This window comes from Pseudomonas sp. MYb193, assembly GCF_002966775.1.
Taxonomy (GTDB): Bacteria; Pseudomonadota; Gammaproteobacteria; order Pseudomonadales; family Pseudomonadaceae; genus Aquipseudomonas; species Aquipseudomonas paracarnis.
On record NZ_CP023269.1, the window covers coordinates 3072677 to 3096564 of the forward strand.

The following is a 23888-nucleotide window of genomic DNA, read 5'->3' on the forward strand; positions in this document are numbered from 1 at the left end:
TAAGCTGACCGTCCGTTGCTCTACCTGGATCTGCCAAATGCCTCAACGTATCGCCCGTCTCGCCCTGTTGCTGGGCTTGATCACCGCCGTCGGCCCGTTTGCCATCGACATCTATCTGCCGGCGCTGCCGACCCTGGGCGCCAGCCTCCAGGCCTCGCCGGCGGCCGTGCAGATGAGTTTGACGGTGTTCTTCATGATTATCGGCGTGTGCCAGTTGTTCTACGGCCCCCTCAGCGACGTGTTCGGGCGTAAACCACCGATTTATGCGGGTTTGGTGATCTTTGCCATTGGCAGCGTCGGCTGCGCACTGGCCCCGACGATCGAAGTGCTGATCGGCTTTCGAGCCATACAAGCGTTCGGTGCCTGTGCGGGCATGGTGATCCCACGGGCGATTGTCCGTGACCTGTACACCGGCCATGAAGCGGCGCGTCTGATGGCTTTGTTGATGCTGGTGATGAGTGTTTCGCCGATCCTCGCGCCACTGGCCGGTAGCCTGGTGATTTCGATCTGGAGCTGGCGCGAAGTGTTTGCCGTGTTGGCGGTGGTGGCCGTGCTGTGCCTGGTGATGACCGCAGTACAACTGCCAGAAACCCACCCGGCCGAGCGCCGCCTGGGCAAGACGCTGGGCCAGGCGTTCGGCAGTTATGGCGCCCTCCTCCGCGACCCGGTCTTTACGGGTTTGTCGGTGGTGTGCGGGTTTGGCCTGGCCACCTTCTTCGTGTTCATCGGCAGCGCGCCCTTCGTGTACATCGAGTTTTTTGGCCTGACGCCAACCCAGTTCAGCCTGTGCTTTGCGCTCAACGCGGCCTCGTTTTTCGCCATGAGCCAACTGACCGCCCGCCTCAGCGCCCGCTTTGGGCTGGCGCCGTTGATTCGCTGGTCGGTGGTGGGCGTGGCGGCGGTCATGAGCTTGCTGGCGGGCACCACACTGTGGGGTGACAGCCTGGGCTTGATGATGGGGCTGTTGTTTATCGGTTTCGGCTTTCTTGGCCTGCTATTGCCGGCGGCCGGGGTGCTGTCGCTGGAGGATCATGGTGCGGTGGCGGGTTCTGCGTCTGCACTGCTGGGTGCGATCCAGATGGTCACGGCTGCTGTGGCGATGACCTTGGTGGGCGTGTTCGCCGACCATACTCCAGCGCCGATGTTGATCGGGATTGCGCTGTGTGCGCTTGCCGCGATGGTTACCACGCTGTGGACCTTGCGCCGCTTGCCAGCTCACCTGGCCTCAAGCGTGCCGCCACCCTCCTGATCCAACATCCTGGTCGCCTGTGAGGCCCTCTTCGCAGGCAAGCCAGCTCCCACATTGGATCGTGGTGTGTCTCAGGCTACCACCTACAAATCAAATCGGTCCACCGCCCGCCGGCGCTCATTGTCGTCACGCACGTCATAGCTGGCAGTGGTCTGGATGTTGGTGTGATGCGCCAGTTTCTGCGCAATCGACAAATCATGCTCCTCGATCACCCGGGTGATAAACGAACGACGGAAATCATGGGGCATGATCTTGACCCCCACCTGATCACCGCGCTGACGTGCGATGTAGTAAATCGCATGCTTGGTGATCCGCTCTCGGGTGATATGGCTGCCTCGCCGGATGCGGTTGAACAGGAAGCTGTCGTCTTGCTCGCCTTCCTTGAGGTGCTCGCGACGAAACGCCAACCAGGCCTGCAGTTTGGTAAACGCCCAGTCCGGCGCGTACTTGACCAGCTCTTTGTTGCCCTTGCCGATCACGCGCAAGCTGCGCTCGTCAAAGTTGATCTGTTCCAGGTCCAGGTTCACCGACTCCGACTTGCGCATGCCCGAGCCATATAACAGGCCGATCACTGCGGCATCCCGCAGGCCCTGAGGTCGAGGGTCGGCGGCGCAGACGTCGAGCATCTCGCGGATCAGGGTGCGGCGCAGGTTGCGGCCCTGGCTCAGGCGCGTGCCGGGTGTGGCCTTGACCGAGCGCATCTTCAACAGGTGGTCCTGGCTGATCAAGCTCATGCGCCACGCTTCATTCATCACCCCGCGCACCGCATTCACATACAACGACGAGGTGTTCGGCGCAAAGCCGTCTTCGCGCAAGGCAGCCACCAATGCGATGACGTGTTCGGGCTGCAGCAGGTGCCAGTCAATCTCTTCGAGGTTGAGGTCTTCGAAACCCAAGCGGTCGGCGGCATCCTGCAGCACGTAGCGCATGGTCAGTTGGCTGGAAGGCGCCAGGCGGGTGAGATATAGGGTCAGCGGGTTGCAAATGGACTCGGTCAAGGTAGATCAGCCTTTGGATTAAATACACCGACCAACTATTTGATTAGTCGATGTATTTAGTGGATTGGCGAAGGCCGAGTCTAACCCAGGACCGGCCCTGGCACAAAATCATGGGGCCGATTCGTCGTCTTCGCTGGCTGCCTGGGGTTGGGCCTGGGATTGGCTCCAGTCAGCGTCCTGTTGCTGCATCAGCGCGAACCAATGCTGGCGCATAAAGGCGAGGTAATTGTTTGGCGCCTTGGCAAAGTCCTTCTCGTCACCATAGCAACCTGGCAGTGGCAGTTCGGTGCCCTGCTCCTTGTATTGGCTGACCAGCGCTTGCTGCGCCGCGACGCTGCAGTCGGTGGGCAGGGGCATGCCGCGCAAGGCACCAGCGTCCTCGTCCCACCAGCTGGCGCCCACGCGGTCAAGGCCACGCAGACGATACTTCTCGGACTTGCCGGCATGCATGATCAGCTTGAATTCGCTGGGGCTGACATCACTGGTGCAGGCCCGCGAATAACCGACCGTGGCCTGGGTATTGCCGTCGCCCAGCAGGTCGGTGACCTTGGTGGCAGCCCGGTCAAAGCGCAGCCCTGCGTCGAATTCGCAGTGCTGCACATCGTCGTACAGCATCCACACGCGCTTGGGGCGCTCGCCACTCAGCACGTATTGCGCCGCGTAGACAAAGGCCGATTGGGTACCATCGTCATCGCGCTCACCGACTTGCTCGGCGAGTACCAGCAGGTTTTTGCCTTGGCGGTCATCCCAGGTGTAAGCCGCGACCTGCTTGCCGCGCACTTCCACCCCGTCCGGCACCTGATCCAGTGGGGTAAGCGCGACGCCTTGATCGGCCCGCACGCTGGTGACACAGGCCACCGTCATCAACAATCCCATCAGCGCTGGCCGCAACTGGCCGCGTAAAAGCTGCACGCTATTCATCCGAGTACCCTGGCAAGAGAGCGCTTACTTTACCGGCACTTGAGCGCTAATGCAGAGAAGATTGTTGAAGGGCAAGCATTGGCCTGATCACAAGGCTGAGATTGAACCAAGCGCCCTGTATAACGCTCCGATACTGCCATCTGACGTCTAGATGTAACGCCTTGATTACCTAGCTGAACCCTAGCTGTCTACCTGTCAAATAAACGGGTTTTTCATCCGCCTTTCATATTCGTTGAACATTTTTGCGCTTAACCTTGTATCCAACACTTCAGAGCAATCCGGGGTTTATCGACTAACCTGTTGATTACACTTTATCTTTAGCTCCGCGTTGTCGTCTGCGGGCTGTAGTTTTGCCCAATAATCACTGCCGTTTTCGCGCTCCAAGTTGCTCCAGTCCGAGGTCATGAATCTTTGAAACCCTACCCTATTCATTGCGTGTCGATCGTTATCCCGGTCTACAACGAACAAGAAAGCCTGCCTGAGTTGCTGCGTCGCACCACGGCAGCCTGCAAGCAACTGGCCTACGAATACGAAATCATCCTGGTGGATGACGGTAGCCGCGACAATTCGGCCCAATTGCTCGAAGACGCCGCCGCGGAAGACGGCAGCAATGTGGTAGCGGTGATCCTTAACCGCAACTACGGCCAGCACGCGGCGATCATGGCCGGCTTTGAACAGTGCCGTGGCGAAGTGGTGATCACCCTTGACGCCGATCTGCAGAACCCGCCGGAAGAGATCCCGCGCCTGGTCGAGCAAGCTGCCCTGGGCTACGACGTGGTCGCCACCGTGCGTAATAACCGCCAGGACTCGGCCTTCCGCCGCTGGCCGTCGCGTTTGATCAACCTCGCCGTGCAGCGCTCTACCGGCGTAGCCATGACCGACTACGGCTGCATGCTACGCGCCTACCGCCGCACCATTGTCGACGCCATGCTCGCCTGCCGTGAACGCAGCACGTTCATTCCTATCCTGGCCAACGGCTTCGCCCGCCACACCACGGAAATCCTGGTGCACCACGCCGAACGTGAGCACGGCGAATCCAAATACAGCGCCATGCGCCTGATCAGCCTGATGTTCGACCTGCTGACCTGCATGACCACCACGCCCTTGCGCCTGCTGTCCATCGTCGGTTTCAGCCTGGCTGCGCTGGGCGTGCTGTTTGCCTTTGCCCTGATCATCATGCGCCTGGCCTTCGGCGCCGACTGGGCCGGTGATGGCCTGTTCGTGCTGTTTGCGGTGTTGTTTGTGTTCACCGGTGGCCAGTTCATCGGCATGGGCCTTTTGGGCGAATACCTGGGCCGCATGTACAGCGATGTCCGCGCCCGCCCACGCTTCTTTATTGAAAAAGTGCTGCGCAACCAACCGGCAGCACCGGCTCCAGTCGTCGTGGTCGACGGCCTGGTGTCTTCCCATACTTCTACTTCTTCTTCGGATCAGGTCCAGTCATGAGTTCAAAAGCTGTTGTATTCGCCTACCACGATATTGGCTGCGCAGGCATTGAAGCGCTGCTCAGCGCCGGTTACGACATCGCCGCCGTGTTCACCCATGCCGATGACCCCAAGGAAAACAACTTCTACGGCTCCGTCGCCCAGCTATGCGCCCGCAATGGCATCCCGGTACATGCACCGGAAGACGCCAACCACCCGCTGTGGATCGAACGCATCGCCAAGCTGAACCCGGAGTACATCTTCTCGTTCTACTACCGCAACCTGCTGAGCGAGCCGCTGTTGGCCACCGCCCGCAAAGGCGCGTTCAACCTGCACGGCTCGTTGCTGCCCAAGTACCGTGGCCGCGCCCCGGCCAACTGGGTGCTGGTCAACGGCGAAACCGAAACCGGTGTGACCCTGCATCGCATGGTCAAGCGTGCCGATGCCGGCGCCATCCTGGCCCAGCAGAAAGTCACCATCGAGCGCACCGATACCGGCCTGAGCCTGCACGCCAAGCTGCGTGATGCGGCCACGGCGCTGCTGCGTGATGCCCTGCCACAGCTGGCCCAGGGCAAGCTGAGCGAAACCGCCCAGGATGAGAGCAAAGCCACCTACTTCGGTCGTCGCACCGCCGCCGATGGCAAGCTGGACTGGAAAAAACCTGCCGAGCAACTGTTCAACCTGGTGCGTGCAGTGACCCAGCCGTACCCTGGCGCCTTCTGCGCCGTGGGCGAGCACAAGCTGATCGTGTGGCAAGCCGACGTGGTCAAGGGCAACGAAGGTCTGGCGCCTGGCCGTGTAATCAGCGTCAACCCGCTGCGCATTGCTTGCGGTGAAGATTCCCTGGTGGTCAAGTTCGGCCAGCGCAACGAAAACGGCCTGTACCTGGCCGGCCCGTCCCTGGCCGATGAACTGGGCCTGGTGGATGGCTCCGTGCTACGCGGCGCCGAGTCGGGTCGCAAGCCGCGCCGTACCCGTGTGCTGATCCTGGGCGTGAACGGTTTTATCGGTAACCACCTGTCCGAGCGCCTGCTGCGTGACGATCGCTACGAAGTCTATGGCCTGGACATCGGCTCCGACGCCATCGAGCGCCTGCGCAGCCACCCGAATTTCCATTACGTGGAAGGCGACATCAGCATCCACACCGAGTGGATCGAGTACCACATCAAGAAATGCGACGTGGTGCTGCCGCTGGTGGCCATCGCCACGCCGATCGAATACACCCGTAACCCGCTGCGCGTATTCGAACTGGACTTCGAAGAAAACCTCAAGCTGGTGCGCTACTGCGTCAAGTACAACAAGCGCGTGATTTTCCCGTCGACCTCCGAAGTCTATGGCATGTGCCAAGACCAGTATTTCGACGAAGACACCTCCAACCTGGTAGTGGGCCCGGTCAACAAGCAACGCTGGATCTACTCCGTCTCCAAGCAACTGCTGGACCGCGTGATCTGGGCCTACGGCGACAAGGGCCTGAAGTTCACCCTGTTCCGTCCATTCAACTGGATGGGCCCACGCCTGGACCGTCTGGACTCGGCGCGTATCGGCAGCTCCCGCGCCATTACCCAACTGATCCTGAACCTGGTGGAAGGCACGCCGATCCGTCTGTTCGACGGTGGTGAGCAGAAGCGTTGCTTCACCGACATTGCCGACGGCATCGAAGCCCTGGCACGCATCATTGATAACGACAATGGCGTCTGCGACGGCCAGATCATCAACATCGGCAACCCCGAAAACGAAGCCAGCATTCGCCAGCTGGGCGAAGAACTGCTGCGTCAGTTCGAGGCTCACCCACTGCGCCACAACTTCCCGCCGTTCGCCGGTTTCCGCGACGTCGAGAGCAAGGCGTTCTACGGCACAGGCTACCAAGACGTGGCGCACCGCAAGCCGAGCATCGAAAACGCCAAGCGCCTGCTGAACTGGGAGCCGAGCGTGCAGATGAGCGAAACCATCGGCAACACGCTGGATTTCTTCTTGCGTGAAGCCATGCTTGAAATTGCGGATAAAAAGTAATGCAGGCAGGTCTTCGCATCGACGTCGACACCTACCGCGGCACCCGTGAAGGTGTGCCACGGTTGCTCGACTCCCTGGCCGAAGCCGGGGTCAAAGCGACGTTCTTCTTCAGTGTCGGGCCGGACAACATGGGGCGTCACTTGTGGCGCCTGATCCGCCCGCAGTTCCTGTGGAAGATGCTGCGCTCCAACGCTGCCGGCCTGTATGGCTGGGACATCTTGTTGGCCGGCACTGCCTGGCCAGGCAAGCCGATTGGCCGAGACCTGGGGCATTTGATGCGCCAGGCCAAGGCGGCCGGGCATGAAGTCGGCCTGCACGCCTGGGACCACCATGGCTGGCAGGCCAACACCGGGCGTTGGAGCGAGGCACAACTGGTCGAGCAGATTCGACGCGGCGTAGACACCTTGAGCGACATCCTCGGCGAGCGCATCGACTGTTCAGCGGCCGCCGGCTGGCGTGCCGATGAGCGTGTGGTGCAAGCCAAGCAAGGCTTCAACTTTCGCTACAACAGCGATTGCCGGGGCACCAGCCTGTTTCGACCAACCCTGGCCGATGGCAGCGCGGGCACCCCACAAATTCCGGTAGACCTGCCGACCTTCGACGAAGTCGTCGGGCCGGTGGTGGCTGCCAATGATTTCAACCGCTTCATTCTCGAGCGCTTCAGCGCGTCGAAGCTGAATGTCTATACGATCCACGCGGAAGTAGAAGGGATTCTGATGGCCAATGATTTTCGCCAGTTGCTCGCCCAGGCCGGGCAGCGCGGCATTGATTTCAAACCCTTGGGCGAGCTGTTGCCCACGGATGTGACCACCCTGCCCCAGCAACAGTTGGTGCGCGGCGCATTGAGCGGCCGCGAGGGTTGGCTGGGAGTGCAGCAGGCATGATCCGCCGCTGGGCTTTGCCCCTGCTCCTGCTGGCGTTTGCCGTGTTCTACCTGCTGCCGTTGGCCACCCATGGCCTGTGGATTCCAGATGAAACCCGCTATGCGCAAATCAGCCAGGAAATGCTGCTGACCGGCAAGTGGGCCGCGCCGCACTTCATGGGTATTCGCTACTTCGAAAAGCCCGCCGCAGGCTATTGGATGATCGCGCTGGGCCAGGCGATCTTCGGGCAGAACCTGTTCGGCGTGCGGTTTGCCTCGGCATTGAGCACCGGTTTGAGCATTCTGCTGGTGTATCTGGTCTCTCGCCGGTTGTGGAACGACCCGCAAAAAAGCCTGGTCAGCACGCTGCTCTACATGAGCTTCGTCAGCGTGGCCGCGCTGGGCGGCTATGCCAACCTGGACCCGCAGTTCACCTTCTGGGTCAACCTGACAGGCGTGGCCTTGTGGTTCTGTTTCGACAGCACCACGCGGCGTGCGCGCTTGTGGTCCTGGGCCTTGCTGGGCCTGGCGTGCGGCATGGGCTTCATGACCAAGGGCTTCCTGGCCTGGTTGCTGCCGGTGCTGGTCGCCCTGCCCTACGCCGTCTGGCAAAAACGTTTTGGCGAGTTGTGCAAATTTGGCCCTGTTGCCGTGGTGGTGGCGATTGCTGTCAGCGTGCCGTGGGCCTTGGCCGTGCACTTGCAAGAGCCGGACTACTGGCATTTCTTTTTCTGGCACGAGCACATCCAACGCTTTGCCGGTGAAGACGCCCAGCACGCCGAACCTTTCTGGTATTACTTGCCGCTGCTGGTCGCGTTCGCGCTGCCGTGGGTTGCGCTGTTGCCGTCCGCGTTCAAGCAGGCCTGGCTACAACGTCGCGTGCCGAAAACCGCGTTCCTGCTGCTGTGGCTGTTGATGCCCCTGGCCTTTTTCAGCCTGGCCAAAGGCAAGCTGCCCTCCTACATCATGCCGTGCATGCTCCCCCTGGCCTTGCTGATGGGCTCGGCCCTGAGCGACAAACTGGCTCAAGGCCACGGCCGTGTGCTGCGCATCAATGGCTGGTTGAACCTGGTGATCGGCGTGCTGGTCTTGCTGGCCCTCAGCTGGTTCCAGTTGAAGAAGCCGGTATACGAACCGGGTGAGGAAACCCTCAGCCTGGTGCTGGTGTTCATCTTTTTGTTCGGTTGGATTGTGGTCAATCTGCTGCAAGCGGCGCGCCCTTTGGCATTGTGGGCCGCGCCGCTGATCGGCAGTGGATTACTGGTGCTGCTGGTGCCTGCGGCGTTGCCCCATTCGGTGGTTTACAACAAGACCCCGGACCAATTCATCATTGATCACATCGATGAATTGCAACCCAGCGTTGCCCTGCTGAGCAACGACCTGGGCGCCGCCTCGGCGCTGTCCTGGCGCCTCAAACGTCCCGATATCACGCTGTACAACACCTCCGGTGAGGTCAAGTACGGCCTGGCTTACGAGGATACGGCCCCGCGTCTGGTCGACCGTAACCGCATCCAGGCGTGGATGGCCGAAACCCGTCGTACCGGCGCGGTGGGCGTGGTGATGCGCGTCAATAGCACCGGCGAAAAAGAAGAACTCGCACTGCTGCCCACTGACGGCAAGCGTTATGCGCAAGGCAAGATCGTGATCCTGATTTTCCCGCAGGTCGCGCCATGATCACCCTGCTGCTACTGCTCACGGCCTGCCTGCTGACCTGCATGGGCCAGGTCTCGCAAAAATTCGCCGTGGAAAGCTGGCGCGGCGTGCCGGACGGCTGGGCACCGAAACTGCGCTCGCCGTGGTTGTGGTCGGCGCTGGTGTGCCTGGGCCTGGGCTTGCTGGTGTGGCTGCTGGTGTTGCAGCGCCTGGAAGTCGGCATTGCCTACCCCATGCTCAGCCTGAATTTTGTGCTGGTCACGCTGATGGCGCGCTTTGTGTTTCACGAACCCATTGATGGCCGTCACTGGCTGGGTGTGGGGCTGGTGATTGCCGGCGTGGTCTTGCTGGGGCGTCAGGTATGAGCCGCGTACGGGGTTTCGCCCTGGCCTTGGGCAGTGTCGGCCTGGTAAGTGGTGCCCAACTGGGCATGCGCTGGAGCATGACGCGCCTGCCGCTTCCCACCCAATGGCTGGCTGCCTTCACGGATAACAGCATCGACCTGGGCGCCCTGGGCGTGGTGATGCTGGCGATCATCGCCTATGCGCTGTCGATGCTGTGCTGGCTCGGCGCACTGAAGCACTTACCCCTGGGCCGCGCCTATTCGCTGCTCAGTATCAGCTACGCGTTGGTGTATTTGCTGGCCGCCAGCCTGCCGGTGTTCAACGAAGATTTTTCGCTTTCAAAAACCCTGGGGGTGGCCTTGGTCATCCTCGGCGTACTGGTTATCAACTCTCGTCGTGCTAGCACCTCAAGTCCCAGGAATACCCCATGAAAATCAGTGTATTTGGTAGTGGTTACGTTGGTCTGGTTCAGGCCACTGTATTAGCCGAAGTCGGTCACGATGTCATTTGCATGGACGTTGACAAGCGCAAGGTCGAGTCGCTGCAGAAGGGCCATGTGACCATCTTCGAGCCGGGCCTGGCAGCCATGGTCAAGGACAACCTGGAAAGTGGGCGCCTGCACTTTACCCACGACGAAAAGCTCGCCGTCGAGCACGGTGAAGTGCTGTTCATTGCCGTGGGCACGCCGTCGGATGAAGACGGTTCGGCCGATCTGAAATACGTGCTGTCGGTGGGTGATGCGGTCGCCCGCCATCGCGTGGCGCCGGTGATCCTGGTGGAAAAATCCACTGTACCGGTCGGCACTGGCGACACATTGCGCGACCACATCCTCAATAACCTGCGCGCCGCCGGCCGTGAATTGCAGTTCGATATCGTCTCCAACCCGGAATTCCTCAAGGAAGGCTCCGCCGTTGCCGACTGCCGCCGCCCGGACCGGATCATCATCGGCTGCGAGCGTGAAGAGGTGCGCGACGTGATGCGCGACCTGTACGCGCCCTTCAACCGCAACCACGACCGCATCATCTTCATGGACCTGCGCAGCGCCGAACTGACCAAGTACGCCGCCAACTGCATGCTGGCCACCAAGATCAGCTTCATCAACCAGATCGCCGAGTTGGCTGAACACCTGGGTGCCGACATTGAGTCGGTGCGCCTGGGCATCGGTGCCGACTCACGCATCGGCTACCACTTTATCTACCCTGGCTGCGGTTATGGCGGCTCGTGCTTCCCCAAAGACATGCGCGCCCTGATCCACAGCGCCAAGCAGGCCAACTGCTCCAGCGACCTGCTCGAAGCCGTGGAAGCCATCAACCAGCGCCAGAAGAGCAAGCTGTTCGAGCGCATCAACGCGTTCTTCCAGGGCAACCTCAAGGGCAAGACGTTTGCTTTGTGGGGCCTGGCCTTCAAGCCCAACACCGATGACATGCGTGACGCCCCCAGCCGCGTGCTGATGGAAGCCCTGTGGGCTGCCGGGGCCAATGTGCGCGCCTTCGACCCCGAAGCCATGCAGGAAACCCAGCGGATCTACGGCGATGACCCGCGCCTGATGCTGATGGGCACCCCGGAATCGACCTTGGGCGGCGCCGATGCGTTGATCGTGTGCACCGAATGGCAGCAATTCAAGGCGCCGGACTTTGACCTGATTCACCTGCGCCTGAAAACCCCGGTGATCTTCGACGGCCGTAACCTGTACGACGGCGAGCGCCTGACGCGCAAAGGCTTCAAGTACTTCCCCATCGGCCGCGGCGACTCCTGCGAGTTACCGATCCCCCAGCAAAACTGGGTGGAACAGGTCAAGGACGCTTGCTAAGTGAACATCGCCTTACCGTCCGGGCAGCGTGCAACGATCCGCCGCCAGTCCCTGGGGCTTGGGCTCTTGGCGCTGCTGCTGTTTATCGTCGGCAATTGGCACCAGGCGATCATCGGCTTTGATTCGCGCTTTGTGCTGTTTGCCCAGGAAATGCTGCGCCATGGCCCGAGTTTCTTTCCCACCACCTATGGTCAGCCGTATGCCGATTACCTGGCGACATCGACCCTGCTGACGTGGCTGCTGTCGTTGCCCCTGGGCCAGGTCACCAGCCTGACGGCGTGGCTGCCCACGGCGGTCGCATCAGCGCTGATCGTGGTGCTGGTCTACCGCCTCACCGCGCCCTACTCGCCACGTTGGGGCCTGCTGAGTATTGCGATGCTGCTGCTCAGCAGTACGTTCATCAGCGAAACTCGGGCGGTCTCCCTTGACCAGATGCTCGCCGCCGTGACGTTGGCGATGTTCTACCTGGGCTACGCCCATGATCATTTCGCCGCCGCCAAGCGCCTGCATTGGGTGTTTTTGCTGTTGCTGCTGGGGTTTGCCATTCGTGGCCCGATCGGCCTGGTGATCCCTACGGGCGTGTTGTGCAGCTACTACCTGATCAACCGCCAGTGGCGCCAGCTGTTCAGCTTCGGCCTGCTGGCACTGGCGCTGCTGGTGGCGTGCGTCGGTCTGTTGCTGCTGCTGGCCAAGCTCAGCGGCGGCGAAGGCTTCATGCATGACGTGATTCGCATGCAGTTCCTGGGGCGAATGGATGGCAGCGAAGGCTCGGGCGGCGTTCTGTATTACTTCACCAGTTCCCTGGGCAACTACGCCCTGGCCTATCCACTGGCATTGTTAGTGCTGCTGGCGGTGCTGATGAACGGTCGACGCGCGCCGGCCCCGGCCTTGAAGCTGGTGCTCTATTGCGCGGCAGCGGCTGTGCTGGTGATGCTGGGCCTGTCGGTCCCCCAAGCCAAGAAAGCGCGCTATATCCTGCCGATGCTGCCGATGGCCGCGATCATTGCCGCGTACCCCTTCGCGGTCACGCAAGGGCGACTGTTTGCGTGGCTACGCGCCTTGATGCTGGGCATCTGGACGCTGTTGCCAACGCTGTTGGCCATTGGCTTGATGGTGGCGCGGCGGCGCTACCCGGAACCACTGGCCGACCTTGAGCTGATCTTCGTCGTGCTTGGCACGCTACAGGTGCTGGCCCTGCTGGCATTGCTCCGCTCGCGGCTGCGCACCTACGGCCCCGCCTTGGCCGCCGTGCTCGCCCTCTGGACCACCTACATCATGGTGGTTGAACCCCTGGAACGTCAGGTGTACGACACCCGCACCTTCAGCCTTGCCGTCAAGGCGCACGTTCAGCAGCAACCGGCGCCGCTGGTGTTGCATGCACTGGGCAAAGACGCGAAAGCTATCAAGTTCATGGTCAACTTCGATTGCGACAAGGTGCCGCTATTTACCCAATTGCCTGCCGAATTGAAACCGGTCCAGGCACCGGCATGGTTGGTCATGAGCCAGGCTGACTTCCAGGCACTGGACGATCCGCGCCTGCGCTCAATCACGCCGACGCTCACCGCAGCGTTCGACAAAAATCCGTATGTGTTGCTGCACTTGGCAAAAGCCACGACGCCTTGAGTGCTTTGCCCGCTGCACTGTAAGAAAGCACGCCCACTCCTCCACGAGTGGGCGACTTTCATCATAGGTACCAAGAAAACACCTACATTTGTTTGCGTAATGGCTGGTGCACTTTCCCTTCCGGTGCTCGGAGCCCAACTGTAGACTCGCTGCCACGTGCACTTACTATCTACCACCCGACCGCCAGGACTGCCCTGAAACGCTTGGGCCAGGGCACTTCATGACAACAAGGACGTTGTAGGCTGCCCGCGCGCGATGGCTTACTTCATCGAGAGGACAATGCCGTGCGAGAAAACCTGTTAACCATCCCTTTACCCAGGCTGGATCGCTTGATGGCGTTGCGTGACGCACTGGTGGCGTTGAAGGGGCCGCTGGCCGACGATCCAAGGCTGCGCGAAGACCTGCAAGCGCGTCTGTTCAATGAAGAAAACCATAGTCGCGTGCTGGGCAAGATCAATCCGGCTACACCCGCAGACTCCGGGCCGATTACCTACGGCGAGGCCTTTTAGCTGCATTTATTTTGCATTTAACCCTCATTAATATGCATTGGCGCCGCGTTATCAAGCACTGCACACTGCACAGGTTCCTTCCCCCAAATGTTGGAACCTTCAAAGGGCTGTTCCGGGAAACCAGGCAGGCCTTTTTTTTCGCCCGCTGTTTATGGACCGTCTTTCAATGCTCGCTCGCTGGTTACCCGCTGCAATCAACACCCGTCCCGCCGAATGGAGCCGTGCAGCCATCGGCATGGCCCTGGGCACGATGCTCAGTGTCTGGGCCTGTGCCCAGGTGTTCGGCATGGAGGTGGCCCTGCACCTGCTCGGCCCTCTTGGCGCATCGGCCGTACTGTTGTTTGCCGTGTCGTCGGGGGCGCTGGCCCAACCCTGGTCAATCATGGGCAGTTACCTGTGTGCAGGCGTCGTCGCGTTGCTGGTCGCCCGCGTCCTGGGGCGCACCTTGGGCAGCGCGTGCCTGGCGGCGGGCATGACCGTGATCCTCATTTGCTGGCTGCGCTGCCTGCACCCACCGGCCGGCGGCCTGGCCATGACCCTGGTGCTGGCCGATCCGGCATCGGTCGGCCTCGGCTGGTACGAGCTTGCGCCGGTGATGCTCGGCGCCGGCGCCCTGCTCGCCTGCGCGCTGGCCTATAACAATGCCACGCGCACGCGTTATCCCAAGGGCCTTGCCGAGCCTGCCCCGGTTATCCTGGGCACTGCCAATGCCGTGAGCGAGCCGAGCATCACGGCAGCCGACCTCAAGCTCGCGTTGGCCGAGATGGAGCAGTTCTACGATGTCGAACCGACAGAGTTGGAGCAACTGATCCACGCCGCCGAGGGCCATGCCCGACGTCGCAGTATCGGTGAGGTACTGGCCAGCCGGCGGGTTTGACCGGCACTGCATAAATGCAACAACCACCTGCAGGATTCCGGGTTGTACTGGGCAAATTTGCACTGGTACGATCACGAGAGAGTTCACCCGCGAACATCTTGATAAAGACAATAAAAGCAGGGAGTTAGAGATGACTGCTCAGGTTTCATCCCAAGCAAGCCGCGCCGAGGTCCAGCAGGACGCTGTCCTGGCAAGCGTGCGCAACCATATCGGCCACCTCACCCTCAATCGTCCCGCTGGCTTGAACGCCATCACCCTGGACATGGTCCGCCAGTTAACCGCGCATTTGCAGGCCTGGGCCGACGACGCCGAGGTCTACGCCGTGGTACTGCGCGGCGCCGGTGAGAAAGCCTTTTGCGCCGGCGGCGACATCCGCTCGCTGTACGACAGCTTCAAGCAAGGCGACACCCTGCACCAGGACTTCTTCGTCGAGGAATATGCCCTCGACCTGGCCATTCACCACTACCGCAAACCCGTACTGGCGTTGATGGACGGTTTCGTCCTCGGCGGTGGCATGGGCCTGGTGCAAGGCGCGGACCTGCGTGTAGTCACCGAACGCAGCCGCCTGGCGATGCCGGAAGTGGCCATCGGCTACTTCCCGGATGTTGGCGGCAGCTATTTCCTCTCACGCATCCCGGGTGAGCTGGGTACTTACCTTGGGGTGACTGGCGTGCAGATCCGTGCGGCCGATGCCTTGTACTGCGGGTTGGCAGACTGGTACATCGACAGCGCCAAGTTGGTTGAGCTGGATCAGAAACTCGACGGCCTGCAATGGCATGACTCGCCGCTCAAGGACCTGCAAGGCGCACTCGCCAAGCTCGCCGTGCAGCAATTGCCCGACGCCCCCTTGGCGGCCTTGCGCCCGGCCATTGACCACTTTTTCGGGTTGCCAGACGTGCCCAGCATCGTCGAGCAGCTGCAACAAGTCACCGTGGCCGATAGCCATGACTGGGCGCTGACCACCGCCAACCTCATGCAGACCCGCTCGCCCCTGGCCATGGCCGTGACCCTGGAGATGCTGCGCCGTGGCCGCCACTTGCCACTGGAACAGTGCTTTGTCCTCGAACTGCATCTGGATCGCCAATGGTTCGAGCGCGGCGACCTGATCGAAGGGGTTCGCGCCTTGATCATCGACAAGGACAAGACTCCGAAGTGGAACCCGCCCACCCTCCATGCGTTGGATGCCAGCCATGTGGACAGCTTCTTCCGCGACTTCGTGCAGATTGGGAAATAAGCCATGCAAGATCTTGAATACACTGAAGAACAAGTGATGATCCGCGACATGGCGCGGGATTTTGCCCGAGGCGAAATCGCCCCCCATGCCCAAGCCTGGGAAAAAGCCGGCTGGATCGACGACGCCCTGGTGGCGAAGATGGGCGAGCTGGGCCTGCTAGGCATGGTTGTCCCGGAAGAATGGGGTGGCACCTATGTCGATTACGTCGCCTACGCCCTGGCCGTGGAGGAAATATCCGCCGGTGACGCTGCGACGGGCGCGTTGATGAGCATCCATAATTCAGTGGGTTGCGGGCCTATTCTCAACTACGGCACAACCGAACAGAAACACACCTGGCTGGCTGAGCTCGCCAGCGGCCAAGCCATCGGCTGCTTCTGCCTGACCGAGCCCCAGGCCGGTTCCGAAGCCCATAACCTGCGCACCCGTGCCGAGTTGCGTGATGGCCAATGGGTCATCAATGGCGCCAAGCAGTTTGTCAGCAACGGCAAGCGGGCCAAGTTGGCCATCGTGTTCGCCGTGACCGATCCGGACCTGGGCAAGAAAGGTATTTCGGCGTTCCTGGTGCCCACCGATACCCCAGGTTTCGTGGTCGACCGCACCGAGCACAAGATGGGCATTCGTGCGTCAGACACCTGCGCCGTCACCCTCAACCAATGCAAGGTTCCCGAAGCCAATCTGTTGGGTGAGCGCGGCAAGGGGCTGGCCATCGCCCTCTCCAACCTGGAAGGCGGCCGCATTGGTATCGCCGCCCAGGCCCTGGGCATCGCCCGCGCCGCGTTTGAAGCCGCGCTGGCCTACGCCCGTGATCGGGTGCAGTTCGACAAGGCAATCATCGAACACCAGAGCGTGGCCAACCTGCTGGCCGACATGCAAACCCAGCTCAACGCTGCGCGCCTGCTGATCCTCCACGCCGCACGCCTGCGCACTGCCGGCAAACCGTGCTTGTCCGAAGCCTCCCAGGCCAAGCTGTTCGCCTCGGAAATGGCCGAGCGGGTCTGCTCCAAGGCGATGCAGATCCATGGTGGGTATGGGTATCTGGAGGATTACCCGGTGGAGCGTTACTACCGGGATGCACGGATCACGCAGATTTATGAAGGCACCAGCGAGATTCAGCGGATGGTGATTGCCAGGGAGTTGAAAAACTACCAGCTCTAACGGACAGACACAAAACCCTGTGGGAGCTGGCTTGCCTGCGATGCAGACACCTCGGTCCATCAGCTAACCGAGGCGATGCCATCGCAGGCAAGCCAGCTCCCACCTTTGCTATGCGGGGTTTGGCAGGGGTTACTTATCCTTGAATTCCGGCGCCCGCTTGGCCACGAATGCGGCCATGCCTTCCTTCTGATCCTGGGTCGCGAACGCCGCATGAAACACACGGCGCTCAAAGCGCACGCCTTCGGACAGGCTGACTTCAAACGCACGGTTCACGCTTTCCTTGACCATCATGCTGATCGGTACGGATTTACCCGCGATCAGGGCGGCCACTTTCAGCGCTTCTTCCAGCAATTCATCGGCGGGCACAATACGCGCGACAATCCCGCAGCGCTCGGCCTCTACCGCGTCAATAAAACGCCCGGTCAGGCACATTTCCATGGCCTTGGCCTTGCCCACTGCACGGGTCAGGCGCTGGGTGCCGCCCATGCCCGGCAGCACGCCCAGATTGATTTCCGGCTGACCGAATTTGGCGGTGTCGCCGGCAAGGATAAAGTCACACATCAGGGCCAGTTCGCAGCCACCGCCCAGGGCGAAGCCATTCACGGCGGCGATGATCGGCTTGCGGCGATTGGCCACGCGATCGCTGTCGCTGAACAAGTCGTCCATATAGATCTGCGGGTAGGTCAGCTCGGCCATTTCCTTGATGTCGGCACCGGCCGCGAAGGCTTTTTTCGAGCCGGTCAGCACGATGCAGCCAATTTCAGGGTTGGCTTCCAAACTGTCCAGCGCCTGGTTCAGCTCACTGACCAGTTGTGCATTCAAGGCGTTCAGTGCGCTGGGACGGTTGAGCGTGATCAGCCCGACACGGCCCTGGACGTCAAGCAGGATGGTTTCGTAACTCATGTATCGGCTCCTTAAAGATTGCGTGAGATGACCATGCGTTGAATATCGCTGGTGCCTTCGTAAATCTGGCAGACCCGCACATCGCGGTAGATCCGCTCCAGGGGGAAGTCGTTCAGGTAACCGTAACCGCCCAAGGTTTGCAAGGCGGCCGAGCAGACTTTCTCGGCCATTTCGGACGCAAACAGCTTGGCCATGGACGCTTCCACCAGCGCCGGCTTGCCACTGTCACGCAGGGCGGCGGCGTAATGCACCATCTGCCGGGCGACGGCGATCTGGGTGGCCATGTCGGCCAGGCGAAAGGCCACAGCCTGGTGTTCGATCAACGGCTTGCCAAAGCTTTCACGCTCACGGGCATAGTCGCGGGCCGCTTCGAAGGCGGCACGGGCCATGCCCACCGACTGGGAGGCGATGCCCACGCGGCCACCTTCCAGGTTGGCCAAGGCGATTTTGTAGCCCTCGCCCTCCTCGCCCAGACGGTTGGCCACCGGTACTTTCACGTCTTCAAACAGGATCTGGCAAGTGTCCGAGGCATGCTGCCCCAGCTTGTCTTCTACTCGTGCCACGGTATAACCGGGCGAATCGGTGGGCACGATAAACGCGCTGATCCCACGCTTGCCCGCGGCGGGGTCGGTGACCGCGAACACAATCACGATCCCGGCGTTTTGCCCGGAGGTGATGAACTGTTTGCAGCCGTTGAGTACATAGTGGTCGCCTTCATGGCGCGCACGGGTTTTCAGGCTGCTGGCGTCGGAGCCGGCCTGGGGTTCGGTCAGCGCGAAGGCACCGAGCATGGCGCCGCTGGCCAGGGGCGTGAGGAACTGCTCTTTCTGCTGGTCATTGCCAAACTTGAGGATCGGTACGCAACCCACCGAGTTGTGCACGCTCATGATCGTGGAGCAGGCACCGTCGCCCGCGGCGATTTCTTCCAGGGCCATGGCGTAGGCCAGGTAGCCGGTGTCGCAACCGCCCCACTGTTCCGGGACCAGCATGCCGAAAAAGCCCAGTTCGGCCATTTCCCCAATGGCCTCCTTGGGAAAACGATGCTCGCGGTCCCACTCGGCGGCGAAGGGTTTCAAACGCTCCTGGGCAAATTGCCGGGCGGCGTCGCTGATCTGCAGTTGTTCGTCATTGGGCAACATAGGTCATCCTCAATACAGGCATTCAACGGCCATGGCGGTGGCTTCACCGCCGCCAATGCAGATAGCGGCGACGCCACGCTTGAGGCCCTTCTGGCGCAGGGCCGCGAGCAAGGTCACCAGGATGCGTGCGCCGGAGGCACCAATGGGGTGGCCCAATGCACAGGCACCACCATGCACGTTGACCTTGTCGTGGGGAATCTCCAGCTTGCTCATGGTCACCAGGCTGACTACGGCGAAGGCCTCGTTGATTTCGAACAGGTCCACCTCGTCGAGGCTCCAGCCGGTCTTGCTCATCAGTTTGCGAATTGCCCCCACCGGTGCCACCGGAAACAGCCCAGGCTCATCAGCAAACGCTGCGTGCCCGTGGATCACTGCCAACGGCTTGAGGCCACGCTTGAGCGCCTCGGATTCACGCATCAGCAACAACGCCGCGGCGCCATCGGAGATCGAGCTGGAGTTGGCTGCTGTCACTGTACCGCCGTCACGGAACGCCGGTTTCAGGCTGGCAATCTTGTCCAGCCTGGCTTTCGGCGGTTGCTCATCGTGCAGAATGGTTTTTTGTTCTTTACCCACGGTGACCTGCACCGGGACGATTTCACTGGCAAAGCTGCCGTGGGTGATGGCCTCTTGTGCGCGGGTCAGGGAAGCGATGGCAAACGCGTCCTGGGCTTCCCGGGTAAAACCATTGTGCTCGGCGCAGTCCTCGGCAAAGGTGCCCATCAGGCGCCCCTTGTCGTAGGCATCTTCGAGGCCGTCGAGGAACATATGGTCCAGCACCTTGCCGTGGCCCATGCGGTAGCCGCTGCGCGCACGATCCAGCAGGTACGGGGCGTTGGACATGCTTTCCATGCCGCCAGCGATCACCACATCGACACTGCCAGCGCGCAGCGAATCGTGGGCCAGAATCGTCGCTTCCATGCCGGAACCGCACATTTTGTTGAGGGTGGTGCAGCGCGTGCCCTTGTCCAACCCGGCGCCCAGGGCAGCCTGGCGGGCAGGCGCCTGTCCAAGCCCGGCGGGCAGCACACAGCCAAACAGCACTTCGTCGACGGCATCGGTGGCGATACCGGCCCGCTCGACCGCCGCACGAATGGCGGCTGCGCCCAGCTGCGGTGCGGTCAGGCTTTTGAGGTCGCCCTGGAAACCGCCCATGGGCGTGCGCACGGCGCTGACAATAACAATAGGGTCGTTCATGGCAATTGCTCCTTATTTGGCGGCCATGCGCAAGGCACCGTCGAGACGGATCACCTCGCCATTGAGCATGCTGTTTTCAATGATGTGGCGTACCAGCGCGGCATATTCGGCGGGCTTGCCCAGGCGTGGCGGGAACGGCACGCCGGCAGCCAGGGAGTTGCGGACTTCGTCGGTCATGCCGGCCATCATCGGGGTTTCGAAAATGCCCGGTGCAATGGTCATCACCCGGATACCAAAGCGCGCCAGTTCCCGTGCGGCAGGCAAGGTGAGGCTGGCGATCGCGCCCTTGGAGGCGGCGTACGCAGCCTGGCCGATCTGCCCATCGAATGCCGCCACCGAGGCGGTATTGATGATAACGCCGCGCTCGCCGTCGGCATTCGCCTCGGTTTCAGCGATAGCCGCAGCGGCCAGGCGCAACAGGTTGAAGCTGCCGACCAGGTTGACGTTGATCACCTGGGCGAAGCTTGCCAGGCCGTGCGGGCCATTCTTGCCGAGGATCTTCTCGCCACGCACCACACCCGCGCAGTTGACCAGGCCATGCAAGCCACCAAAGGCCTCGACCGCTGCCTTCACCGCCGCTTCTGCAGCGGCTTCCTGGCTGATGTCTGCTACGGCACTGCGGGCGTTGTCGCCCAGTTGCTCGGCCTTGGCGGCCACAGCGTCAGCGTTCAAGTCCACCAGCATCACCTTGGCACCTGCGGCGACCAGCATTTCAGCCGTGGCCGCGCCGAGGCCCGACGCGCCGCCGCTGACCAGGAATACCTTGTTTTCAATCTGCATCGTTGTTTCCTTTTAAAGGGATCACGCCACGGCCGCCTGGGCCTTGGCTATTTCCTGATTGCGCAAAATAAAGCGTTGCAGCTTGCCGCTCGGGGTCTTGGGCAAGTCGCTGACAAATTCGATTTCCCGCGGGTACGCATGGGCGGCCAGGCGCTGACGCACATGCAGGCGCAACTCTTCAGCCAGCTCCGGGGTGGCACGGTATTGCTCATTGATCACCACAAAGGCTTTGACCAGCTCGGTGCGCTCCGGGCAAGGCTTGCCGACCACGGCAGCCTCGACCACCGCAGGGTGTTCCACCAACGCGCTTTCCACATCGAAAGGGCCCACGCGGTAGCCGGATGTAGTGATCACGTCGTCACTGCTCCCGACAAAGCTGATGCTGCCGTCCGGGTTCAGCTCCACGGTGTCGCCGCTGAGGTAGTACTTGCCGACGAACGCCTTGGTTTTCACGCCGTCGTACCCGGCAAACCAGCACATAGGCGATTGCTCGCGGTCGATGGCAAGGATGCCGGGGTGGCCGGCCGGCAGCTCCTGATGGTTGTCATCCAGCACCACGATGCGATGCCCTGGCGAGGCAAAACCCGCCGAGCCGACATGCACCGGATGCGCCAAACCATGGTGATTGCACAGCACCATGCCTAGCTCGGTCTGGCCGTAATGGTCGTGGATGGTCACGCCCAGGTTGTCGGCGAACCAACGGATCACCTCCGGGTTCAATGGCTCGCCTGCGCTGCTGACGATGCGCAGCTTGCCCTTGATTGAACGGGCGAACTGTTCGCCACCGGCAATCAACAGCCGATACGCCGTGGGCGAACCGGTCAGGTTGGTGATCGCGTATTTATTGATGACCCGGCAGGTGCTTTCCAGGGTGAACGGGCCATCGTAGAAGGTGATCGGGTGCCCCATGGACAACGGCCCGGTCACGCCGAAATAGATGCCATAGGCCCAGCCAGGGTCGGCAACGTTCCAGAACGCGTCCTCGGGACGCAAGTCCACGGCGTCGCGCATATAGCCCTGGAACGCGACGATGGCCTTGAGCGGTACCGACAGCGCCTTGGACGGGCCGGTGGTGCCGGAGGTGAACATCAGCAGGAACGGCTCCTCTGCGCCCAGCAGCACCGGCTCGCAGTGAGAAGAGTAATTGGGCAGTTCGGCCCAGAAGCTGTAGTCGCCCCGCACGATACCTTCGCCTTTGGCCCCGGCGACTGTGACGATGGTCGGGCAGCCGGCGACTTCGCCCAGCTTGGGGCGGTTCACCGCATCGGTGACCACCAGCGCTGCGCCAGAGCTGTTCAAGCGATGTTCAATCGCCTTGGGGCCGAACGCGGTAAACAGCGGCTGATAGACCGCGCCGATGCGCCACGTCGCCAGCACGACCACCAACAATTCGGCAGTGCGGGGCAACAGGCCCGCCACTTTGTCACCGCGCTTGATGCCCTGGGCCAGCAGGAAGTTGGCGAAACGTGCGGCCTGCTCCTGCAGTTCGGTAAAGGTAGAGGTGGCGCTGCGCCCGTCCTTGCCCTCCCAGAACAACGCGATGCGCCCCGGCAGCGCGTGACGGTCACAGCATTCCACACAGGCATTGAGCGCCTGCAGATTGCCGGCCAGTGCGGCGTCGACGGTATGCTGGTAATCAAACTCGGTGGTGGCAGCCAAATACTCACGCATCGCTTCCTATCCTTCTGTGTTTTTATTTTCAGGACGTTTACAACTCGATAAACCGCTGAAATAGTCGCTCCAGAGCGGCGCAGCGGCAATGGTCAAAGCCTTCAACTTGGCTGACTGGTTTGGCCAGTCCGTAGTGAAACACGGGGGGCTTTTTCGCTTTTCTGTGGGAGCTTTGCCTGCGAAGACGGCGTGTCAGTTACCACACCTGTTACGGCATCACCGCTTTCGCAGGCAAGCCAGCTCCCACAGGGGTTATCTATCGCCCACGGAATCAGCGCCAAGCGCAAATCTCTGTAGGAGCGGGCTTGCCCGCGAAGGCGGTGTGTCAGTTACCACCTCAGTCACTCAACCACCGGTTTGACACTCGCCTTGCGCTGGCCGAAGCTGTCCACTTTTAGCTGCCCAAGCTTTCGGACGCCTGCATGTCAAAGTCACGCCGTTACTCCATCATCGGCCTGTGCGCCCTGTTGCTGATCGTACTGATCACCTGGTTTTTCTCCCGTACCCCGGCAGTGGCCGTCGCCCCGGCCATCGCCCATGGCTATTCCAAGGCCTTGAAGCAGGCGCATAACGGCGAGCCTGGCGCCGCACGTGTGTTGTACCAACAGCTGGGCCGGCCGGACCTGTCGCCCGAACGCCGCGCCGCCTTGCATGCGGAGCTGCCCAATTACCCCAGCCCCCAGGCGCTGAAACTGGCCGACAAAGACCTGGCCAATGAGTCGGCGCTGGTGCGCGAAGCCGCGATTCACAGCATCGTCGGCCTAGTGCCAACCGGCCAACGTACCTTACTGCTCGGCCCGGTGCTGGACGATCCGGAACAATCGGTGCGCTTTGCCGCCGCCAACGCCTTGCTTGGCCTGTCGCCCGATACCCTGGGTTTGTACTTTGGCCCCCTGCAGCAGGTGCTCGACGAATTCGTGACCACGCTGAAGGCCCAGCCCGAAACGGCTGAAGGCTGGATTCAATTGGCGCGCCTATACATCCACAGCGCCCTGCTGCCGGAGGCGCAAAACGCCTTGGAGCAGGCAATGCGCTTGCAGCCGGACAACCTGCAAGCGGTGGTATCGCAAATCGAACTGCTGGACAAACAAGGAAAGACTGACGAGTCGCGTCAACTGCTGGCCCGACAATTGGCTGCGCACCCCGAGTCGGCCTACCTGCAACATGCTCTGGGCATGTGGCTGCTGCACCATGGCGAGCGCCCCTACGCCCTCCTAGGCCTGTCCAAAGCGGTGGAGCTTGCGCCGGACAACCCGGATTATCGCTACGACCTGGCCACGACCCTGCACGCCCAGGACGAAGTAGAGGCAGCCCAGCGCCAGTTGGAAGAAATCGTCCAGCGTCACCCCGCCAACCGCAAAGCCCGCGTGCTGCTGGTCAACTACTGGAAAGAGACCGGCCAGTTGCAGAACGTCCAGGTGCTGCTCGCTCAACTGGAGCAACAGAACCCGGATGATCCGGCGCTACAGCAGGGCCTCTGATCTGCGATCAGTTCAGCACTGCAAAAACTTGTAAAAACGCCCTCTCTTCGT

The 23888-nt window shown here is 61.5% G+C and carries 21 protein-coding genes; 14 read left to right on the plus strand and 7 right to left on the minus strand.

From position 1 onward, the window contains the following. Positions 1-37: 37 nt before the first annotated feature. Positions 38-1249 carry a multidrug effflux MFS transporter gene (locus CLM72_RS13970; RefSeq protein WP_105226847.1) on the plus strand — a complete coding sequence of 404 codons (1212 nt, stop codon included), beginning with the start codon at positions 38-40 and terminating at the stop codon, positions 1247-1249. Between the two features lie 83 nt (positions 1250-1332). On the opposite strand, the gene xerC is transcribed toward CLM72_RS13970, so the two are convergent. Then, a complete protein-coding gene (gene xerC, locus CLM72_RS13975; protein ID WP_105226848.1) occupies positions 1333-2247 on the minus strand; it encodes a tyrosine recombinase XerC in 915 nt (304 codons plus the stop codon). Positions 2248-2355: 108 nt separating this feature from the next. Next, on the minus strand, positions 2356-3168 hold the full coding sequence (locus tag CLM72_RS13980) for a M949_RS01915 family surface polysaccharide biosynthesis protein (protein ID WP_105226849.1): 813 nt from the start codon (positions 3166-3168) through the stop codon (positions 2356-2358). 411 nt (positions 3169-3579) lie between these two features. Between CLM72_RS13980 and arnC the strand changes: the two genes are divergently transcribed. The 12 genes from arnC (at position 3580) to CLM72_RS14035 (ending at position 16669) form a co-directional block, all read left to right on the plus strand. After that, a complete protein-coding gene (gene arnC, locus CLM72_RS13985; RefSeq protein ID WP_105226850.1) occupies positions 3580-4614 on the plus strand; it encodes an undecaprenyl-phosphate 4-deoxy-4-formamido-L-arabinose transferase in 1035 nt (344 codons plus the stop codon). Then, the gene (arnA, locus tag CLM72_RS13990; RefSeq protein WP_105226851.1) at positions 4611-6602 is read left to right on the plus strand and encodes a bifunctional UDP-4-amino-4-deoxy-L-arabinose formyltransferase/UDP-glucuronic acid oxidase ArnA; all 1992 of its coding nucleotides are present in this window, start codon (positions 4611-4613) and stop codon (positions 6600-6602) included. The genes arnC and arnA overlap by 4 nt, the downstream gene beginning before the upstream one ends. After that, on the plus strand, positions 6602-7486 hold the full coding sequence (gene arnD / locus CLM72_RS13995) for a 4-deoxy-4-formamido-L-arabinose-phosphoundecaprenol deformylase (protein WP_105226852.1): 885 nt from the start codon (positions 6602-6604) through the stop codon (positions 7484-7486). Before arnA ends, arnD begins: the two co-directional genes overlap by 1 nt. Further along, a complete protein-coding gene (gene arnT, locus CLM72_RS14000; RefSeq protein WP_105226853.1) occupies positions 7483-9138 on the plus strand; it encodes a lipid IV(A) 4-amino-4-deoxy-L-arabinosyltransferase in 1656 nt (551 codons plus the stop codon). The genes arnD and arnT overlap by 4 nt, the downstream gene beginning before the upstream one ends. Further along, complete coding sequence (gene arnE, locus CLM72_RS14005; protein WP_105226854.1) at positions 9135-9482, plus strand: 4-amino-4-deoxy-L-arabinose-phosphoundecaprenol flippase subunit ArnE; 348 nt, start codon at positions 9135-9137, stop codon at positions 9480-9482. Before arnT ends, arnE begins: the two co-directional genes overlap by 4 nt. Next, a complete protein-coding gene (arnF, locus tag CLM72_RS14010; protein ID WP_105226855.1) occupies positions 9479-9892 on the plus strand; it encodes a 4-amino-4-deoxy-L-arabinose-phosphoundecaprenol flippase subunit ArnF in 414 nt (137 codons plus the stop codon). Before arnE ends, arnF begins: the two co-directional genes overlap by 4 nt. Next, complete coding sequence (locus CLM72_RS14015; RefSeq protein ID WP_105226856.1) at positions 9889-11271, plus strand: UDP-glucose/GDP-mannose dehydrogenase family protein; 1383 nt, start codon at positions 9889-9891, stop codon at positions 11269-11271. Before arnF ends, CLM72_RS14015 begins: the two co-directional genes overlap by 4 nt. Continuing rightward, complete coding sequence (locus CLM72_RS14020; RefSeq protein WP_105226857.1) at positions 11272-12894, plus strand: glycosyltransferase family 39 protein; 1623 nt, start codon at positions 11272-11274, stop codon at positions 12892-12894. 320 nt (positions 12895-13214) lie between these two features. Next, on the plus strand, positions 13215-13403 hold the full coding sequence (locus tag CLM72_RS28765) for a type VI secretion system contractile sheath small subunit (protein ID WP_256595417.1): 189 nt from the start codon (positions 13215-13217) through the stop codon (positions 13401-13403). A 166-nt stretch (positions 13404-13569) separates the two neighbouring features. Then, the gene (locus CLM72_RS14025; RefSeq protein ID WP_105226858.1) at positions 13570-14280 is read left to right on the plus strand and encodes an HPP family protein; all 711 of its coding nucleotides are present in this window, start codon (positions 13570-13572) and stop codon (positions 14278-14280) included. A 130-nt stretch (positions 14281-14410) separates the two neighbouring features. After that, on the plus strand, positions 14411-15514 hold the full coding sequence (locus tag CLM72_RS14030) for an enoyl-CoA hydratase/isomerase family protein (protein ID WP_105226859.1): 1104 nt from the start codon (positions 14411-14413) through the stop codon (positions 15512-15514). Between the two features lie 3 nt (positions 15515-15517). Continuing rightward, on the plus strand, positions 15518-16669 hold the full coding sequence (locus CLM72_RS14035; RefSeq protein ID WP_034127451.1) for an acyl-CoA dehydrogenase family protein: 1152 nt from the start codon (positions 15518-15520) through the stop codon (positions 16667-16669). A gap of 129 nt (positions 16670-16798) precedes the next feature. On the opposite strand, the gene CLM72_RS14040 is transcribed toward CLM72_RS14035, so the two are convergent. The 5 genes from CLM72_RS14040 to CLM72_RS14060 are packed head-to-tail and all read right to left on the minus strand — an operon-like array spanning position 16799 to position 22356. Continuing rightward, positions 16799-17572 carry an enoyl-CoA hydratase gene (locus tag CLM72_RS14040; RefSeq protein ID WP_054896511.1) on the minus strand — a complete coding sequence of 258 codons (774 nt, stop codon included), beginning with the start codon at positions 17570-17572 and terminating at the stop codon, positions 16799-16801. An 11-nt stretch (positions 17573-17583) separates the two neighbouring features. Next, the gene (locus tag CLM72_RS14045) at positions 17584-18711 is read right to left on the minus strand and encodes an acyl-CoA dehydrogenase (RefSeq protein WP_105226860.1); all 1128 of its coding nucleotides are present in this window, start codon (positions 18709-18711) and stop codon (positions 17584-17586) included. Positions 18712-18720: 9 nt separating this feature from the next. Then, positions 18721-19905 (minus strand): acetyl-CoA C-acyltransferase, encoded by a 1185-nt coding sequence (locus CLM72_RS14050; RefSeq protein ID WP_014718476.1) that lies wholly within the window; start codon positions 19903-19905, stop codon positions 18721-18723. Positions 19906-19917: 12 nt separating this feature from the next. Beyond that, complete coding sequence (locus CLM72_RS14055) at positions 19918-20685, minus strand: SDR family NAD(P)-dependent oxidoreductase (protein WP_054896513.1); 768 nt, start codon at positions 20683-20685, stop codon at positions 19918-19920. A 21-nt stretch (positions 20686-20706) separates the two neighbouring features. Next, positions 20707-22356: an AMP-binding protein gene (locus tag CLM72_RS14060; protein WP_105226861.1), complete on the minus strand. Its 1650-nt coding sequence runs from the start codon at positions 22354-22356 to the stop codon at positions 20707-20709. Positions 22357-22778: 422 nt separating this feature from the next. Between CLM72_RS14060 and CLM72_RS14065 the strand changes: the two genes are divergently transcribed. Next, entirely contained in the window at positions 22779-23837 is a 1059-nt protein-coding gene (locus CLM72_RS14065) for a tetratricopeptide repeat protein (RefSeq protein ID WP_096144636.1), read from the plus strand. Positions 23838-23888 lie beyond the last annotated feature (51 nt).